The sequence below is a fragment of the Klebsiella sp. OBRC7 genome (assembly GCF_000293135.1).
In the GTDB taxonomy this organism is placed as follows: Bacteria; Pseudomonadota; Gammaproteobacteria; order Enterobacterales; family Enterobacteriaceae; genus Klebsiella; species Klebsiella michiganensis.
Window position 1 is genome coordinate 19,795 of sequence record NZ_ALNJ01000033.1, and the last position, 17,362, is coordinate 37,156.

The following is a 17,362-nucleotide window of genomic DNA, read 5'->3' on the forward strand; positions in this document are numbered from 1 at the left end:
TCATGACGTAATTTTCTTCCAGCGTCCCCCGCCACAAAGGATATCGCGCCTCGATGGGGCTATCATTATCATCTTACTGATTTACTGTATGAGCAATCGTTAATAGATCGCAACGCCTCATCTTTATTCCGTGCAGCGATACCCGCGATGCAGGGTGAGGATCCGCTGGTAAAAACGAAAAAACCCGCACAAGGCGGGCTTTAGATTAGTTATACAATCTTAGAACTGGTAGGTGATACCCACGGCAAACTGATCGTCAGTTGATGCGCCGGTGATGTAAGAATCTTCGTCATCGACCAGGTTGAATTTGTAGGCGGTGTAAACGTTGAAGTTTTTGTTGAAGTAGTACCAGGTACCCAGTTCAACGTAGTTCATGATATCGGCATCACGTTTGCCGTTCAGATCTTTACCTTTGGCGTAGACATAGCCCAGGGACGGACGGAGACCAAAGTCGAACTGATACTGAACAACCGCTTCAATGTTTTGGGTCTTATTAGCAAAACCGCCAAGTTCCATGTGGGTCATATTATGGGACTCGCCGTACATGACAGAGGCGTAAAGGCTGTTGGCATCATATTTCGTTGCGAGGCTCCAGACTTCAGCTTTTTCACCTCTGCGGTCCGCAGCTTGTTCATCAGTACGGTCAGAGTTGCTGTAGGCGCCAACAAAACCGAAACCGTCGAAGTTATAGTTAACGGAGAAACCAAAACCGTCGCCGTTTGATTTTTTCGCGGTGGTATCGTTGTTTTTACCCTGATACTGCAGAGCAAAGTTCAGGCCATCCACCATGCCGAAGAAGTCGGTGTTACGGTAGGTTGCTACGCCGTTGGTACGGCCGGTCATGAAGTTATCGGTGTAAACCAGACCGTCACCACCCCACTCAACGAGCATATCAGTGTAACCCGCCGCGTCATAAACCACGCCGTAGTTACGACCATAATCGAATGAACCGTAGTCGCTGAATTTCAGACCAGCGAATGCTAAACGGGTAGCGCTACCCTGCTGGCCTTCCGGTTTGTCCGCTTTGATGTTGTATTCAAACTGGCCATAACCGGTCAGTTCACTGCTAATCTGGGTTTCGCCCTTGACGCCGAAACGCGCATAGGAGGTATCGTCAGAGTTATTGTTGCCGCCATCATGGGTCATGATGTGTTCGCCAACCATTTTGCCGTAGAAATCCAGTTTGTTGCCGTTCTTATTATAGATTTCTGCTGCATTAGCCGCGCCAGCAACTAATAAAGCTGGAACCAGAATTGCCAGTACTTTTCTTTTCATTATATATTCCCTTTTGATCATAATTAATATGAATTGTGTCATTCCTTCCGGGGTGACTATTAAATACTATCGATGAAGTTCAATTTTCTTTAAATTAAAAATGTAAACAAATTATATATAATATTACAAAATGTTTCTGTTATATTCATTATATTTAAATTGTATTGGTTCTTGAAAATTTATTTATTGCATTTATGTCTTTTAATAACATTGGGTTATGATTGGTTTTGTATAATTTTTGCTGTCCATAAGTTTCATGTGTTCTATGTATCGCGAACTCATATTTATATGTTATATGTTTATTTCCTAATCTCTGATTGTCGCAGCCTCCCTGTAAAGATAAAACGAGGAGCGAGAGCGAATGTGATATTTGAGGCCGGGAAGGAGGTGTAACTATGGTCTCGGAAATTCAGTCATATTCATTAATTTGTATTATTTAAAAACGAAATGAATTCATCGACTATATGTAGCAGGCGATAGGGGTGTGCTCCAGACCGGTGCGCAAAATCGAACCAGTGACAGAGGGAACTGCTGTTTTGCAGGCGTTTTCGCTATATAATGTGACAGATATCACATTTTTTACCAGTGGGTGATAGGGGTTGTGAAGTAGATGGAGAACAAATGAATGGAAGATAAAGCGAAAAGAAGTCCTGGCGGGAAACTGGCGCTGTGGGCATTTTACGCCTTTTGCGGCTATTTCCTGTGGGCGATGGCGCGTTACTGGTGGGTTGTGGGGAAGATTGAAAGCGTGCCCGGCGCGACGATTGACGGCGAGCTCGGCTCAACGGCAGGAAAATGGATTGGCGCGCTGCTGGGTTTTCTTGTGTTAGGTATTGTCGGGACCCTTCTCGGAGCGATCGCCTGGTACACGCGTCCTAATCCGCAGATGTATGAACATCACGATTAAAATTGCTATGCTCGTTGCTGGCCTTATATCAAAGGAACGCGCATGGACCTTTATCACTGGCAGCAACGATTTGAAGCCTGGCTAAGCCAATATCACGGGCAAGAAGATGCTGCTCACGATATTTCACATTTCCGCCGGGTATGGGCTACCGCGCAGCAGTTGGCCGAAGAGACCGCTGCCGACCGCCTGGTGATTCTCACTGCCTGCTACTTTCATGACATTGTCAGTCTGGCGAAAAACCATCCTGAGCGAAGCCGTTCTTCCGCGATGGCTGCGGAAAAAACGCTGGCTATCCTTCAGTCTGCTTTTCCTGATTTCCCTCCGGAACGCTACGCGGCGGTTTTACACGCGATTGAAGCCCACAGTTTTAGCGCGGCAGTTGCTCCGCAAAGCGAAGAAGCGAAAATCGTCCAGGATGCCGATCGCCTTGAGGCGCTGGGGGCGATAGGGCTGGCGCGCGTATTTGCGGTGTCCGGCGCGCTGAACAATAGCTTGTTTGATGCCCGCGATCCCTTTGCTGACCGGCGGGAATTGGATGATAAAACGTATGCGCTGGATCACTTCCAGTGCAAGCTGCTGCGTTTACCGAAAACGATGCAGACAGAAAAGGGCAGGGCAATGGCGGTGCACAATGCGCGTTTTCTGGTGCAGTTTATGGCCAAGCTGAGCGCAGAGCTTCGCGGAGAGCCGATGGCACTTGATGCTGAGGTTTTGCAGCGCTTTGATCCACTAGCATAAAACTGGCTGCGCTATTTATGGTAACCTCTGCAAAAATAGTCGGGCTGGTTGAGGTTATGGCGCAAAATTTATCCAAGGAAAATCCCCCGTCTTTGAAGGTTGAACATACCGGAGAAGACGCGCAGGCGCTCTTGCGTCAGCTAATGGCGATATACGATGTCAAAACGCTGGTTGCGCAGTTAATTGCCGTCGGTGAGCAGCACTGGAGCCCGGCTATCCTCAAGCGCGTTGCGACGGTAGCGCGCGCGGCAGGACGTATAACCCCCCAGGAGCAGGCCCACCTGCTCACGCTCCTGCCGCAGCCGCCGGCGCATCATCCGCATTACGGGTTCCGCTTCGTCGATCTCTTTGCCGGTATCGGCGGTATTCGCCACGGTTTTGAAGCGATTGGCGGGCAATGCGTGTTTACCAGCGAATGGAATAAACATGCGGTGCGCACATATAAAGCCAACTGGTACTGCGATCCTGAGCAGCATCGTTTCAATGAAGATGTCCGCGATGTGACTTTGAGCCATCTCCCTGGGGTGAGCGAGGAAGAAGCCGCGCAGCATATACGCCAGACTATCCCGCAGCATGACGTTTTACTGGCCGGCTTCCCCTGCCAGCCGTTTTCTCTCGCCGGCGTGTCGAAGAAGAATGCCCTTGGTCGCGCTCACGGCTTTGCCTGCGAAACGCAGGGGACGCTGTTTTTTGACGTGGTCAGGATTATCGCCGCCCGTCAGCCGCCGATTTTTGTTCTGGAGAACGTCAAAAACCTGAAGAGTCACGATCGGGGGCGGACGTTTCGTATCATTATGCAGACGCTGGATGAGCTGGGGTACGAGGTTGCCGACGCGGCGCATACCGGGGCGGATGACCCTAAAGTCATCGACGGGCGTTATTTTTTACCCCAGCACCGGGAGCGTATTGTGCTGGTGGGTTTCCGGCGCGATCTCCAGCTGCATGAGGGATTTACCCTGCGCGATATCGCCGCTCTCTATCCCAGTCGCCGGCCAACCTTTGGTGAGCTGCTGGAGCCTGCGGTTGACGATAAATTTATCCTCACCAGGGTGCTGTGGAAGTATCTCTATCGCTACGCGCGTAAGCACCAGGAGCGGGGGAACGGTTTTGGCTACGGGCTTGTCGACCCAACTAATCCGCACAGCGTGGCGCGAACGCTCTCTGCCCGCTATTACAAAGATGGCGCGGAAATCCTCATTGATCGGGGCTGGGATCGGCCTCTGGGCGAAAAGCATTTTGATGACCCTGAAAACCAGCTTCGTCGTCCGCGCAGGCTGACGCCCCGCGAGTGCGCGAGGCTTATGGGTTTTGAGACGCCGCAGGGATATCGCTTCCGTATTCCGGTCTCGGATACCCAGGCCTATCGCCAGTTTGGTAATTCCGTCGTCGTGCCGGTATTTGCGGCGGTGGCGAAGCTGCTGGCGCCGCGTATTGAACAAGCGGTTGCCATGCGTGAGGAAGAGATTAACCATGGCCGACGTTCACGATAAAGCCACCCGCAGTAAAAACATGCGCGCGATAGGCACTCGCGATACGGCAATAGAGAAACGGCTGGCTGGGCTACTGGCGGGCGCCGGATTCTCTTTTACCGTACAGGATGCCGCGCTGCCCGGCCGCCCGGATTTTGTCATGGCGGACTATCAGTGCGTTATCTTTACCCACGGCTGCTTCTGGCATCATCATGATTGCTATCTGTTCAAGGTTCCCGCCACAAGAACCGCGTTCTGGCTGGATAAAATAGCCAAAAACGTGGCGCGCGATCGCCGGGATATCGGGCGGCTGGCGGAGCAGGGATGGCGGGTGCTGGTGGTCTGGGAGTGCGCGCTGCGCGGGCGAAAGAAGCTCAACGACGACGAGCTGGGCGAACGGCTGGAAGAGTGGATCTGCGGCGGTGGTCCGTGCGCGCAGATCGATACTCAGGGTATAGGTGTGCTGGACGTTACTTCTCCGCCTTACAGGATGTAATTTCACGACGCGCCGGGAGCAGGTATTTGCCGAGCGTCACCAGAATGACCGCGAAGATGATAATCCCGAGCGCCAGCCACTCTACGGCAGATAAGCTTTCTCCGGCAAAACCGGTTCCCAGCAGTACGGCGACCACAGGGTTTACGTAGGCATAGCTGGTCGCTACCGCCGGTGTTACGTTACGAATCAAATACATATATGCGTTAATGGCGATAAGCGAACCGAAGATAGCCAGATAGGCGACGGCAAAAATACCGGACCACGACGGCATCTGGGTTAATTTTTCTCCGGTTAGCGTGGAGGCAATCATCAGCACGACGCCTGCCGCCAGCATCTCAATGGCGCCCGCCATCATCCCCGTTGGTAGCTCGATTCGCGAGCCGTAGACGGAACCAAACGCCCAGCTCATTGAACCGATAAGTATCAGCAGCGCGCCCCAGGGGTTACCGTTCAGGTTGCCGCCGCTGTTGAGCAGTACGATCCCCGCGAGGCCAATAGCGATACCCAACCACTCAAGCTTACGGGTCGCAATACCAAAAAAACGGCTAAAACACAGGGTGAATAGCGGCACCGTCGCGACCATGACCGCCGCAATGCCTGAAGGCACGTGCTGATGTTCGGCGAGCGTCACAAAGCCATTACCTACCGCCAGCAGCAGCACACCAATCAGCGCCGCGTTAAGCAGCGGCTTTCGCGCAGGGAGCTTATGACCGGTTGCCAGTAGCCAGGCGGTCAGCACCGCGCCCGCGGAAAGAAAACGCACGCCAGCCATCATAAGCGGAGGCCAGCTGGCGACGCCGACGGCGATAGCGAAATAGGTGGAACCCCAGATGATATACAGCGCAAACAGCGCCCCGATGAGCGGTAACAGCTGACGGGTAGACATACTTCCTCACGACGGTGCAGAGATAGAAAGGGGACGTATAGTAAACGTGAAAACTATCGTGCTGGCGAGTGCTTTAATTCGCCTGCTATGGTTAAATTTTTGTTGACTATGGACACCGGTGGGCGAAAAAGCGCTTTTGCTTCATACTTCATGAGGAACAATCATAAATGAAGGAATGCAATTTTGGCGGGAAGTAGTCTATTAACCTTATTGGATGATATTGCCACGTTACTCGACGATATTTCGGTCATGGGGAAACTGGCAGCAAAAAAAACGGCAGGCGTATTGGGAGACGATCTCTCGCTTAATGCTCAACAGGTCACCGGCGTGCGGGCCAATCGCGAACTGCCGGTCGTTTGGGGCGTAGCCAAAGGCTCATTGATCAATAAAGTCATCCTGGTGCCGCTGGCGTTGTTGATCAGCGCTTTTATTCCGTGGGCGATTACGCCGCTGCTGATGCTGGGGGGCGCGTTTCTGTGCTTTGAAGGCGTCGAGAAGGTGCTGCACAGCCTGCAGGCGCGCAAACACAAGGAGGATCCGCAGGTTCGCCAGCGGCGGCTTGAGGCCCTGGCGAACCAGGACCCTATGGCTTTTGAACGGGATAAAGTGAAAGGGGCGATACGTACCGATTTTATTCTGTCGGCTGAAATTGTCGCCATCACGCTCGGGATTGTGGCGGAAGCGCCGTTGTTGAATCAGATCCTGATTTTATCCGGCATCGCGCTACTGGTGACAGTGGGGGTCTACGGTCTGGTGGGGATCATCGTCAAGCTGGATGATATGGGCTACTGGCTGGTGGAGAAAACCAGCTCGCTGGCGCAGTGGACAGGCAAGGCGTTGTTGGCGATCGCACCCCGTCTGATGAAAGTGTTGTCCATCGTTGGCACTCTGGCGATGTTCCTGGTGGGCGGCGGTATTGTGGTCCACGGTATTGCGCCGCTGCACCACGCTATTGAAAATCTGGCCCATGGGCAGAACGGGGTCATTGCCTCGCTGCTGCCAACGGGCGCCAACCTGGTGCTGGGATTCATCATTGGCGCCATCGTGCTGGCTGGAGTGAAAGCGATTGCCGCTCTGCGTCGTCCGGCAAAGTAAATGTGCTCCTGGTCATGCAAAGTGGTTCAGCTTCGTCTATGTTAAATCTGTTTCTTCCTGATACCGGAGGCAAAAATGGTCTTGTTGGTCAGTGATGAAGTCAGGCGTAAAAGCGGTGGCCCCAGAATGGTCGTTACCGGGTTCGCCAACGGCATGGTTGAATGTCGCTGGTATGACGGTTACGGCGTTAAGCGCGAGGCGTTTCGTGAAGATGAACTTATTCGCGGAGGGGGAGGGAAGCTGAACCACTCCTGACCCGTTACCAGCGCCCGGCATTCGTCGGGCGCTTTCATATTAATGGTTGTTTTACGAACAAGGAGCGTGGATGACGTTTGCTTCTTTAACCGTGCTGCGAGAAAACGATGGATAAGCTGATGTGGGTGAAAAAATTGCGCCAGATTTTAAGCCCCGGATATGTGGTTAACCTCTGTTTTTTTATCGTCTTCTGCTTTTCCACGTTGTTGATATGGCGTGAGATCAAGGTTCTGGAAGAAGCCTACGTCGCAAATCAGCGCAATAATCTTGAAAACGTTTCCCATGAGTTCGACAGCCTGCTGCAGTTTAACATCGACAGAATGATTTTTTTTCGTAACGGGATGCAATCGGCGCTGGGAACGCCGCTAGATTTTGTCGTATTGCGCAAGGCGGAAGAGGATTATTTAAAAAAGCGGCATGATCCTCTCTGGTCCGTTGAGATTCATAACCGGCGGACGCTGCCGGTCTATGGCGTTGCCGATGCATTTGTCGACGGCGACGCGCTTCTCTCTCGCGATAATGCCTTTTCCGGCAATGAGCTCATGGCCACCCTTGAGCTGGGCTATATGCTGCGTCTGGCTAATAACAACCGTGGTTTTGCGAAACGCATGCTGTACGTATCGCGCAGCGGTTTTTTTACCACCACAGAGCCGCTGAAAAATTCGACACAGGCGCTGGCGCTGTATTCACGGGCGACAAGCGCCCCCTGGTTTACCCGGCAAACGCAGAGGAATAATCCTGCACGCGGCATCGTGTGGCAAACCTTTCCCGATGATGCGTCGCAGCGCGAAATGCAGGTGGTGACGGCGTCTATTCCGCTTGATTTCCAGCGCTATTGGCTCGGCGTACTGGCAATGGATTTCTCGGTACAAGAGATGAAAACGTTTCTGGTCAATGCGATTAAAACGGGTGAAGAGGGCGAGTACCAGCTTTACGATAATCAGCTCAATTTGATTGCCTCTTCTGCGCCGGGCAACGTACTGACGCTGCTGTCACCGCGGGAACAGGAGATGCTGAACCGCGCGTCTTCCCATGAGAATCAGGGAGGAATTCGCCTGGTCACGCGTTATATCAGCTGGGAAAACTTACGCAATTTTGATGGGGTACTGATCCGTATCCATACGATCCGGGAAGGCGTCCGCGGTGACTTTGGCAGCATCACCATTGCTTTAATGCTGATGTGGCTCATGTTCACGCTGATGTTGGTGATCTCCTGGCTGGTGATCCGCCGAATGGTGCGCAATATGAGCGTGCTGCAGACCTCCCTCGAGTGGCAGGCCTGGCATGATGGGTTAACCCGTCTATTAAACCGCGGCGCGCTGTTTGAGCGCGCCACTGCAGAAACTCGCCTGAGCGAGCGTTTAAAGCGGCCCGTTGCGGTGATTCAGCTCGATCTGGATTATTTCAAAAGCGTTAACGACCGGTACGGCCATCATGCGGGCGATCGCGTGCTATCGCTGGTGGCCAGTACTATTGCCAGCCATATTCGGCAGGGCGATCTTGCGGGGAGAGTTGGTGGGGAGGAGTTTTGTATTGTGCTGCCGAATACCGCGTTAAAAGAAGCGAAGGCGATTGCTGAACGGATACGTATCCGGATCAATAGCCGAGAAATTTTGCTGGGTAACAGCAAGTCTTTGCGTATTACCGCTTCGTTTGGGGTGAGCTGTAGCGAGGATTCGGGTGAGTATAACTTTGAAAATTTGCAGTCCGTTGCCGATCATCGCCTGTACCTGGCCAAGCAGAACGGGCGCGATCGGGTCAGCGCCGAAGGGTAAAATTAATTCTTCTTGTAAATAAATTGAATTGAAATCATCTATCACGGTTATTTTAGTGAGATTATTCTTAAAAAACGTTTGGCGGCGATTGGACGTTCGTGGAAGAACGAATGTCTGCAGTCCTTGTCTGGCGAGCGTTGCCAGCGTGAGGGGGAAGCTAAACCACATTTTTCAATAATTTGCTTCATGAATGTTTGTTGTCATGCAAAATAATTGAGGGTAATGTTTGTAGCGCATCGGATATCCTGGTGTAACGAATTTTCAAGTGCTTCTTGCATTAGCAAGCTTCATCCCGACTCCTGCGAGTCGGGATTTTTTTCGCTCAGAATTCAGCGGTTGGCTTCCGTGATGCTGAAATCATGAATATCGAGCTCAAAGGCCTCAGCCAGCTCGCGCCAGGTGTGGTAACCCCGGCCATCAATAGTGACGTGGTGGGGATCGTCTTGCGTACGCTGAACTTCACTTTCGCTGATTTCATTAATCGCCGCCAGCAGGGCGTCAACGTCTACGCTTCCTGCGCCTTGATTTTCTTTGGCGGTTTTCATTGCGGGTACCTCGCTTAACTCAGACAGGGCTGTTTAAGTATAGTCGGTCTACAAAAACAGCAGTTACCGGGCAGGACACTGCGCGATCGGCAGTTTTGTTCTACACTGGCTCAAAAATAGAGGAGATGAGTTATGCAGGTAAACGATCGTGTCACGGTGAAGACCGATGGTGGCCCACGTCGATCGGGTGTTGTACTGGCGATAGAGTCGTTTAGCGAAGGCGTAATGTATCTGGTTTCGCTGGAAGATTATCCGCTCGGGATCTGGTTTTTTAATGAGAACGGTCATCCTGACGGTATTTTCGTTGAGCGGGACGAGTGATTTGCCTCAAGTGAACTGGCGGCAGCGGCCGCCAGCGTCTTTCAACGCAGGTTGACGTGAATTCCGGAGGTGATGTTTTCAGCCAGTCGTACGATATGATAAATCACCTGTTTGTTGTGGGTATGAATTTTCTTTTTAATATTGCCCTTATGCGATGAGACGGTTTTGGCCTTAATGTTCATCTGCGCTGATATGTGCGAGGTTCCGTGCCCAGCCATCCACATCTGCAGCATATTTGATTCGGCCTGGCTTAAGGACAGCGTGGGGATATTAATCCGGGTAGCGCGATAGTTCTCATATTTCAGGCGGATGGCAAGGATGTCGTCCAGGTCTTTTTCGGTCAGTGATTTAGAGCAGATAAGTAAGTTTTTGCGCACCAGCAGGTAGTGATCAAAATGTATATTCGCCAGCGACATAAAGATAACAAATAGCGTCGCAGGATACTGGCTAATGATTTGCCGGATAAGCTGGTTGCTCTCCTCATGATGAATAAAGCAGTCTTCGTTAATAAATACCACCGCCGGGCGGCTGGTCTCGCAGAGAGCCTTCAGGCTCGGCGCACTGTGTACTTCAGTGATATCGCGCTTCCTTACTCCTCTGCCCGTCAGGTACCCGGTTAATCCCAGCCGGGTGAAGCTGCACAAATCCATGATAATCGTTGACATGACCCATCCTCAATCAACACGTAACGATAATTTATTCCTCGCTGACAAGCGCGATGAAGTCCATTTTGTTAGCAATAAAAAACGACTGCTGCCGTGGAACCATTAGGCAGCCTGAACTAATTCGTAATAAGCCCCCATAATTTGCCAGGAATATTCTCAAAGTAAAGGCTACAAATCGCTATGTGGATGAAATAAAAACATTCAATACCCGTCATATACAGGATGAGCATTTTTACGGTTTTTTAAAATAGGATTATCCTTATATTGAATGGTTAAAATAACATCTTCTGATTTATCGGTTTTATAAGATGAGTAAGAATAACTTAACATTCGAAGACAATTTTTAGCCGTATTGGCTGAGGCCGGCGGCATCTTGCTGCGCTGCTCCCCGAACCGGGAAGGGTGGCGAGCTTAACGCTTTAATGCCACAATGTTTTTTTATCGGTTTGTGGGATGGATGATGAAAAAGATAGTGTTTGCTGGTGCTCTGCTGGCCCTGGCCGGGTGTGTTCAGGTTGATAGCTACAGCGAGGTTGTTAAAGCGCCAGCGCCGGCTGGGCTGGAAGGATACTGGCAATCGGCCGGCCCGCAGAGTGAAATGATGAGCCCGGATGCGATTGCAAGCCTGATCGTCACCAAAGAGGGCAATACCCTTGACTGTCGCCAGTGGCAGCGGGTTATCGTCCTGCCAGGTAAATTAATGAAGCGTGATGATGCGGTTTATAACGTCACCTCCGCGTTGGATGTTTATCCGATTGAGCGCGAAGGCGATACCCTGAGCTACGACCGGATGACGCTCAAGCGGGTGGATCGTCTCACCCCGGAGTGTGAACAGGCATGGAAAAAGGCCTCGGCAGATAAAAGCGGGCAATAAGCTTTTTGCGGGCTGAAATCCTTCTCAGCCCGCGGCGTTTCTCTGTATTTTATAGCACCTCTTCGATAACCCAGACGCTGACGCTGCCGCCGTTACAGGTAAAAACCCCGTTTCCTTCATCGTCGGTTTCAATCACTTCCTCGCGGTTGCCGAGAAAATCACGCCAGCGTTTATTACGGTAGTTTTCCCCCAGAGGAAGCGTTTTTTCTCCGTCGTCACCGTTGGAAAGCACCACCACGCAGCCCGGATCCTCTTCGGTGCCGCTGCGGCTGAAAGCGATACAGTTCGGATGATCGAACCACAGCGTTTGTACGCCGTGAGCAAAACGCTGACGGGCATCGATCAGTTCGTGTAATTGCTCGATAACCGGCATCTCAATGGCGTAGGTCTCGCCGTCGCCGCCGGTATCTTCGTAACTGGCGCCGAACAGGTCGGCATAAAAGACGGACGGAACGCCGTTTTCACGTAACAAAATGAGCGCATAAGCCAGCGGTTTGAACCAGGCCTCAACCGGCGCCTCCAGCGCCTGCAGCGGCTGGGTATCATGGTTGGTCACCAGGGTTACGGCATGGAACGGGTCGGCTTCCACCAGCGTGCCGCTAAAAATCTGGCTCATGTCGTAGTCGCGTCCCTGCCGCGAGGCTTCATGGAATTTCATCTGCAGCGGCGCGTCAAAGAGCATCGTCTTACCGTCAACCATGTCGATATACTGCTGGAGCTTATCGACTTCATGCGACCAGTATTCCGCTACGATAAACAGCGGCTTTGTCGCCACCTCCTGGACGTGGTCGATCCACTCTTTATAAAACCAGGCGGGGATATGTTTAACCGCATCGAGGCGGAAGCCATCGCAGCCGGTCTGTTCCATCACCCAGCGGGCCCAGTACTTAATCTCCTCGGTTACCGCCCGATTGCGAAAATCGATATTTTCGCCCATCAGGTAGTCGAAGTTACCCATTTCATCATCAACCTGATCGTTCCATCCCTCGCCGGTATAGTCGTTGACGATTTTAAACACGCCATCTTCATCAGGATTCTCAATATGGTCGATGCCGCTGAAGCACTTATAATCCCAGATGAATTCAGAGTATTTGCCGGCGCGTACCGGGAAGGTGTAGCGCGTCCAGGCTTCACATTCCACAATCTCCTCGGCGATTTGCGTGCGGTCGTTTTGATCAACACGCTGAATACGTACCGGCTCTTTTTCATCCGCGCCCATTTTATGGTTGACCACGACGTCAAGGAGTACGGCGATATCGTGCTGGCGCAGGGCGGAGATGGCGGCCAGCAGCTGGGCTTTATCGCCATATTTTGTGGCGACAGACCCCTTCTGGTCGAATTCGCCGAGGTCAAACAGATCGTAGCAATCATAACCGACAGAGTAGCCGCCGGAGGCGCCTTTGTAGGCAGGAGGCAACCAAATCATGTTAATGCCGATTTCGTTGAGGTTTGGCGCCAGGGCTTCGACTTCACGCCATAATTCGCCGCCGGTGGGGTAGTACCAGTGAAAGCACTGCAGTAACGTGGGGTTTTTCATCTTCCATGCTCCATACGTCATCAAGCTGACCATTGCAGTATGAGAGATATCCAGCAAAATGGAGATGTTTTCGATACGTTTTCACTATGCCCTAAAAGGCATCATATATAATAATTTGGAATAAGATGTAGCGTATCGATGTTGGTGACTAAGGTTAAACGCCTTACACTACAGCAAAATATCACTCTGTTAGGGGTATCTATGAAATTAGCACTTCTGGGGCGTCAGGCGCTGATGGGCGCAATGGCCGTCGTATTAATGACCGGCGTCAGCGTAAAAACCTTTGCTGCTGAAAATCTGCTTAATCAGGTTAAAGAACGCGGCACGCTACGCGTGGGTCTGGAAGGGACATATCCGCCATTCAGCTATCAGGGAGATGACGGTAAGCTGACCGGTTTCGAGGTGGATTTTGCTAATGAACTGGCGAAACATCTGGGCGTGAAGGCTGACCTTAAACCCACGAAATGGGACGGCATGCTGGCTTCGCTGGACTCTAAACGTATCGATGTGGTGATAAACCAGGTCACTATTTCCGATCAACGTAAGCAAAAATATGACTTCTCGACGCCGTACACCGTTTCCGGGATCCAGGCGCTGGTGAAAAAAGGTAACGAAGGCGTGATTAAAACCGCAGCCGACCTGAAAGGTAAGAAAGTTGGCGTCGGCCTGGGTACTAACTATGAAGAGTGGCTGCGCCAGAACGTACAGGGCGTCGACATTCGGACTTATGATGATGACCCGACGAAATACCAGGATCTGCGCGTAGGGCGAATTGACGCCATCCTGGTTGATCGTCTGGCGGCGCTGGATCTGGTGAAGAAAACCGGCAATACCCTTGCCGTCACCGGTGAAGCCTTCTCTCGCCAGGAGTCCGGCGTCGCGCTGCGCAAAGGTAATGAAGACATGCTGAAAGCGGTTGATAGCGCCATTGCGGATATGCAAAAAGATGGCAGCCTGAAGGCGCTGTCGGAAAAATGGTTTGGCGCTGACGTCACAAAGTAACGGCCAGTGGTGAAAAAAGGCGCTCCTGATAGCGCCTTTTTTTATTTCGCGCGTCACAGCGTGCATAATCAAGGATAATTCAGTCAGGAGGTCTTATGTCACTGCAAAATTTAACCCTTTTCCCGCGTCTGGAACTGATTGGCGCGCCGACGCCGCTGGAATATCTGCCGCGCTTGTCCGATTACCTCGGCCGCGAAATTTTTATCAAGCGCGATGATGTGACCCCGCTTGCGATGGGGGGCAACAAGCTACGTAAGCTTGAATTTCTGGCTGCCGATGCGCTGCGAGAAGGGGCGGATACCCTGATTACCGCAGGCGCTATCCAGTCCAACCATGTGCGCCAGACGGCGGCGGTGGCGGCTAAGCTGGGCTTGCACTGCGTGGCGCTGCTGGAGAATCCAATGGGTACCCAGGCTGAGAACTACCTGACCAACGGTAACCGCCTGCTGCTTGACCTGTTTAATACTCAGATCGAAATGTGCGACGCGCTGACCGATCCTAATGCTCAGCTGGAAGCGCTGGCGACCCGCATTGAAGCTCAGGGCTATCGTCCGTACGTGATTCCGGTTGGCGGTTCGAACGCGCTGGGTGCGCTGGGCTATGTGGAGAGCGCGCTGGAAATTGCCCAGCAGTGCGAAGGGGCGGTCGAGCTCTCCTCCGTGGTCGTCGCCTCCGGCAGCGCCGGTACGCATGCCGGCCTCGCCGTGGGACTGGAGCAGCTGATGCCCAATGCCGAGCTTATCGGCGTGACCGTATCGCGCAGCGTGGCTGACCAACTGCCAAAAGTGGCTGCGCTGCAGCAGGCGGTGGCAAATAGCCTGGAACTGGAGGCAAAGGCCGGTATTCAGCTGTGGGATGAGTACTTTGCGCCGGGTTACGGAATACCGAACGACGAAGGGATGGCGGCGGTGAAGCTGCTGGCGCAGCTGGAAGGTATCCTGCTGGATCCGGTGTATACCGGGAAGGCGATGGCCGGATTGATTGATGGTATCAGCCAGAAGCGCTTTAAGGATGAAGGCCCAATACTGTTTGTACACACCGGCGGCGCGCCTGCGCTGTTCGCCTATCATCCTCATATCTAATGCAGAACACATAGAATGCAAGAGAGTATCCAACTGGTTATTGATTCCGCGCCTTTTCTGCTGAAGGGCGCGGTATTTACGCTACAGCTCAGCATCGGCGGCATGTTTTTTGGCCTCGTGCTGGGGTTTATTCTGGCGCTGATGCGCATGTCGCCCGTCTGGCCGATTAAATGGCTGGCGCGGATGTACATCTCCATCTTTCGCGGAACGCCGCTGATTGCGCAGCTGTTTATGATCTATTACGGCTTGCCGCAGTTCGGCATTGAACTGGATCCTATTCCCGCGGCGATGATCGGCCTGTCTTTAAACACAGCGGCCTACGCGGCGGAAACGCTGCGCGCAGCGATTGCCTCCATTGATAAAGGGCAGTGGGAGGCCGCGGCGAGTATCGGTATGACGCGCTGGCAGGCAATGCGCCGTGCGATTCTTCCTCAGGCCGCGCGCGTGGCATTACCGCCGCTTTCCAACAGTTTTATCAGCCTGGTGAAAGATACCTCGCTGGCAGCAACTATCCAGGTGCCAGAACTGTTCCGTCAGGCTCAGCTGATCACCTCCCGGACGCTGGAGGTATTCACCATGTACCTCGCCGCTTCGCTTATCTACTGGGTAATGGCAACGGTACTTTCCACGCTGCAAAACTATTTTGAAAATCAGCTGAACCGCCAGGAGCGAGATCCAAAATGAGTGCGATTGAAGTCAAAAACCTGGTGAAAAAATTCCATGGCCAGACGGTGCTTCATGGTATCGACCTTGAGGTTCAACAAGGGGAAGTGGTGGCGATTATCGGTCCCAGCGGTTCGGGGAAAACGACGCTGCTACGCAGTATTAATCTCCTGGAGCAGCCGGAAAGCGGCACGATTCGCGTAGGCGACGTGACGATCGATGCCGGGCGCAGCATCAACCAGCAAAAAACGGCCATTCGCCGCCTGCGTCAGCACGTGGGCTTTGTGTTTCAGAATTTTAATCTTTTCCCCCATCGTACGGTGATGGAAAACATTATCGAAGGGCCGGTCATCGTTAAAGGGGAGGATAAAAATGAATCCATCGCCCGGGCGCGTGAACTGCTGACGAAAGTTGGGCTTACCGGTAAAGAAAATAGCTACCCGCGTCGTTTGTCCGGCGGGCAGCAGCAGCGCGTGGCGATTGCTCGCGCGCTGGCGATGCGTCCGGATGTCATTCTGTTTGATGAGCCAACGTCGGCATTAGATCCTGAGCTGGTAGGGGAGGTACTCAATACCATTCGCCAGCTGGCGCAGGAGAGACGCACGATGGTTATCGTGACCCATGAGATGAGCTTTGCCCGCGACGTGGCGGACCGCGCTATTTTTATGGATCAGGGGCGTATCGTTGAACAGGGTGAAGCAAAAGCGCTGTTTGCCAATCCTCAGCACGCGCGTACCCGCCAGTTCCTCGAAAAATTCCTGATGCAGTAATCGCCCCGCGCCGGCCGCATTCGCTCAGGCTTGTGCTGACGGATGCGGTCGGGCAGCGCTGAATAACCGGTTTATCAGCAAAAAAAGTATGTCCGGATAGTGGTCATAAGCAACGACGATACATCTGTCAAGGTTTTGTGCCACATCAATTGGCATAATTTTTTAATGTATCCGGTACTTTCGCCGGACGTAGTCTAATAAATGCGGTGGCTGCCATTTTTTATACATATAAGCAGGATTTATGTGTTAGTTTTATGTATTTATAATAATGATTATCACTCAGGAGTTATTTGGTTAGTTATGAGGGACAATGATTTTTTCAGCTGGCGGCGGGAAATGCTGCAACAATTTCAGTCCGTTTCTGCAGGTGAGGGGGTTTATCATCTTCTCCAGCAGGAAGCAAAAGGGCTGGAATATGACTACTTCGCACTCTGCGTACGGCATCCCGTGCCTTTTACTCGGCCCAGGGTGACGCTGCAATCGACCTATCCTCAGGCCTGGATGGCGCATTATCAAGCCGAGAATTATCTCGCGATCGACCCGGTGCTGCGCAAGGAGAATTTCCTTCGTGGGCATCTGCCATGGAACGACAAGCTAGGTAATGACTCCAACTTACTGATAGTGTTTTATGTTCAGATAATGCCCGATGACTTTGTCATGCAGCTCCACCGATTTTGAGAACGACAGTGACTTCCTGCCCAGCCTTGCCAGATGTTGCCTCAGATTCAGGTTATGCCGCTCAATGCGCTGCGTATATCGCTTGCTGATAACGTGCAGTTCTCCCTTCAGGCGTGATTCATAAAGCGGCCAGCCATCCGTCATCCATACCACGACCTCAAAGGCCGACAGCAGGCCCAGAAGACGCTCCAGCGTGGACAACGTGCGTTCACCGAATACGTGCGCCACAACCGTCCTCCGTATCCTGTCATACGCGTAAAACAACCAGCGCTGGCGTGATTTAGCGCCGACATAACCCCACTGTTCGTCCATTTCCGCGCAAACAATGA

Annotated in this window: 19 protein-coding genes and 1 pseudogene; 14 read left to right on the forward strand and 6 right to left on the reverse strand. The window is 52.4% G+C overall.

Features of this window, described 5'->3' with window-relative positions; genetic code table 11:
* Window positions 1-219: 219 nt before the first annotated feature.
* Window positions 220-1,275 carry a porin gene (locus HMPREF1144_RS09140; RefSeq protein WP_004852231.1) on the reverse strand — a complete coding sequence of 352 codons (1,056 nt, stop codon included), beginning with the start codon at window positions 1,273-1,275 and terminating at the stop codon, window positions 220-222.
* A gap of 625 nt (window positions 1,276-1,900) precedes the next feature.
* Between HMPREF1144_RS09140 and drpB the strand changes: the two genes are divergently transcribed.
* The 4 genes from drpB to HMPREF1144_RS09160 are packed head-to-tail and all read left to right on the forward strand — an operon-like array spanning window position 1,901 to window position 4,885.
* The gene (drpB, locus tag HMPREF1144_RS09145) at window positions 1,901-2,182 is read left to right on the forward strand and encodes a cell division protein DrpB (RefSeq protein ID WP_004852229.1); all 282 of its coding nucleotides are present in this window, start codon (window positions 1,901-1,903) and stop codon (window positions 2,180-2,182) included.
* Between the two features lie 42 nt (window positions 2,183-2,224).
* Window positions 2,225-2,920 carry a phosphohydrolase gene (locus HMPREF1144_RS09150; RefSeq protein ID WP_009652570.1) on the forward strand — a complete coding sequence of 232 codons (696 nt, stop codon included), beginning with the start codon at window positions 2,225-2,227 and terminating at the stop codon, window positions 2,918-2,920.
* Between the two features lie 56 nt (window positions 2,921-2,976).
* Entirely contained in the window at window positions 2,977-4,410 is a 1,434-nt protein-coding gene (locus HMPREF1144_RS09155; protein WP_042927358.1) for a DNA cytosine methyltransferase, read from the forward strand.
* Window positions 4,391-4,885, forward strand: a complete 495-nt coding sequence (locus HMPREF1144_RS09160) for a very short patch repair endonuclease (protein ID WP_004852225.1) — start codon at window positions 4,391-4,393, stop codon at window positions 4,883-4,885. Before HMPREF1144_RS09155 ends, HMPREF1144_RS09160 begins: the two co-directional genes overlap by 20 nt.
* Here the strand turns inward: HMPREF1144_RS09160 and yedA are convergent.
* A complete protein-coding gene (yedA, locus tag HMPREF1144_RS09165) occupies window positions 4,860-5,771 on the reverse strand; it encodes a drug/metabolite exporter YedA (protein ID WP_009652574.1) in 912 nt (303 codons plus the stop codon). The genes HMPREF1144_RS09160 and yedA overlap by 26 nt on opposite strands.
* A gap of 183 nt (window positions 5,772-5,954) precedes the next feature.
* On the opposite strand from yedA, the gene HMPREF1144_RS09170 reads away from it, so the two are divergent.
* From HMPREF1144_RS09170 to dgcQ, 3 genes are all read left to right on the forward strand, one after another.
* Complete coding sequence (locus HMPREF1144_RS09170) at window positions 5,955-6,866, forward strand: DUF808 domain-containing protein (protein ID WP_004852222.1); 912 nt, start codon at window positions 5,955-5,957, stop codon at window positions 6,864-6,866.
* 75 nt (window positions 6,867-6,941) lie between these two features.
* Window positions 6,942-7,121 (forward strand): YodC family protein, encoded by a 180-nt coding sequence (locus HMPREF1144_RS09175; protein WP_004852220.1) that lies wholly within the window; start codon window positions 6,942-6,944, stop codon window positions 7,119-7,121.
* Window positions 7,122-7,228: 107 nt separating this feature from the next.
* Window positions 7,229-8,896, forward strand: coding sequence for a cellulose biosynthesis regulator diguanylate cyclase DgcQ (gene dgcQ, locus HMPREF1144_RS09180; protein ID WP_004852217.1), 1,668 nt, complete (start codon window positions 7,229-7,231; stop codon window positions 8,894-8,896).
* 329 nt (window positions 8,897-9,225) lie between these two features.
* Here the strand turns inward: dgcQ and yodD are convergent, their stop codons facing one another.
* On the reverse strand, window positions 9,226-9,441 hold the full coding sequence (yodD, locus tag HMPREF1144_RS09185) for a YodD family peroxide/acid resistance protein (RefSeq protein WP_004852216.1): 216 nt from the start codon (window positions 9,439-9,441) through the stop codon (window positions 9,226-9,228).
* A 132-nt stretch (window positions 9,442-9,573) separates the two neighbouring features.
* Between yodD and dsrB the strand changes: the two genes are divergently transcribed.
* A complete protein-coding gene (gene dsrB / locus HMPREF1144_RS09190; RefSeq protein ID WP_004136599.1) occupies window positions 9,574-9,762 on the forward strand; it encodes a protein DsrB in 189 nt (62 codons plus the stop codon).
* A gap of 41 nt (window positions 9,763-9,803) precedes the next feature.
* Here the strand turns inward: dsrB and rcsA are convergent, their stop codons facing one another.
* Window positions 9,804-10,427, reverse strand: coding sequence for a transcriptional regulator RcsA (rcsA, locus tag HMPREF1144_RS09195; RefSeq protein WP_004852214.1), 624 nt, complete (start codon window positions 10,425-10,427; stop codon window positions 9,804-9,806).
* 457 nt (window positions 10,428-10,884) lie between these two features.
* Between rcsA and yedD the strand changes: the two genes are divergently transcribed.
* Entirely contained in the window at window positions 10,885-11,301 is a 417-nt protein-coding gene (gene yedD, locus HMPREF1144_RS09200) for a lipoprotein YedD (RefSeq protein WP_161505342.1), read from the forward strand.
* A 49-nt stretch (window positions 11,302-11,350) separates the two neighbouring features.
* Here the strand turns inward: yedD and amyA are convergent, their stop codons facing one another.
* Window positions 11,351-12,838, reverse strand: coding sequence for an alpha-amylase (amyA, locus tag HMPREF1144_RS09205; protein WP_004852210.1), 1,488 nt, complete (start codon window positions 12,836-12,838; stop codon window positions 11,351-11,353).
* 201 nt (window positions 12,839-13,039) lie between these two features.
* On the opposite strand from amyA, the gene tcyJ reads away from it, so the two are divergent.
* From tcyJ to HMPREF1144_RS31185, 5 genes and pseudogenes are all read left to right on the forward strand, one after another.
* Window positions 13,040-13,840 carry a cystine ABC transporter substrate-binding protein gene (gene tcyJ, locus HMPREF1144_RS09210; protein ID WP_004852208.1) on the forward strand — a complete coding sequence of 267 codons (801 nt, stop codon included), beginning with the start codon at window positions 13,040-13,042 and terminating at the stop codon, window positions 13,838-13,840.
* 95 nt (window positions 13,841-13,935) lie between these two features.
* A complete protein-coding gene (gene dcyD / locus HMPREF1144_RS09215) occupies window positions 13,936-14,922 on the forward strand; it encodes a D-cysteine desulfhydrase (protein ID WP_009652579.1) in 987 nt (328 codons plus the stop codon).
* 15 nt (window positions 14,923-14,937) lie between these two features.
* The gene (gene tcyL, locus HMPREF1144_RS09220; RefSeq protein ID WP_004103458.1) at window positions 14,938-15,606 is read left to right on the forward strand and encodes a cystine ABC transporter permease; all 669 of its coding nucleotides are present in this window, start codon (window positions 14,938-14,940) and stop codon (window positions 15,604-15,606) included.
* Entirely contained in the window at window positions 15,603-16,355 is a 753-nt protein-coding gene (tcyN, locus tag HMPREF1144_RS09225; RefSeq protein ID WP_004852203.1) for an L-cystine ABC transporter ATP-binding protein TcyN, read from the forward strand. Before tcyL ends, tcyN begins: the two co-directional genes overlap by 4 nt.
* A gap of 300 nt (window positions 16,356-16,655) precedes the next feature.
* A pseudogene (locus tag HMPREF1144_RS31185) lies at window positions 16,656-16,973 on the forward strand (autoinducer binding domain-containing protein); the annotation flags it as partial.
* On the opposite strand, the gene HMPREF1144_RS09235 reads toward HMPREF1144_RS31185, so the two are convergent.
* A partial coding sequence (locus HMPREF1144_RS09235) for an IS1 family transposase (RefSeq protein ID WP_042927360.1) occupies window positions 16,968-17,362 on the reverse strand: 395 nt, incomplete at its 5' end. The pseudogene HMPREF1144_RS31185 and the gene HMPREF1144_RS09235 sit on opposite strands and share 6 nt — an antisense overlap.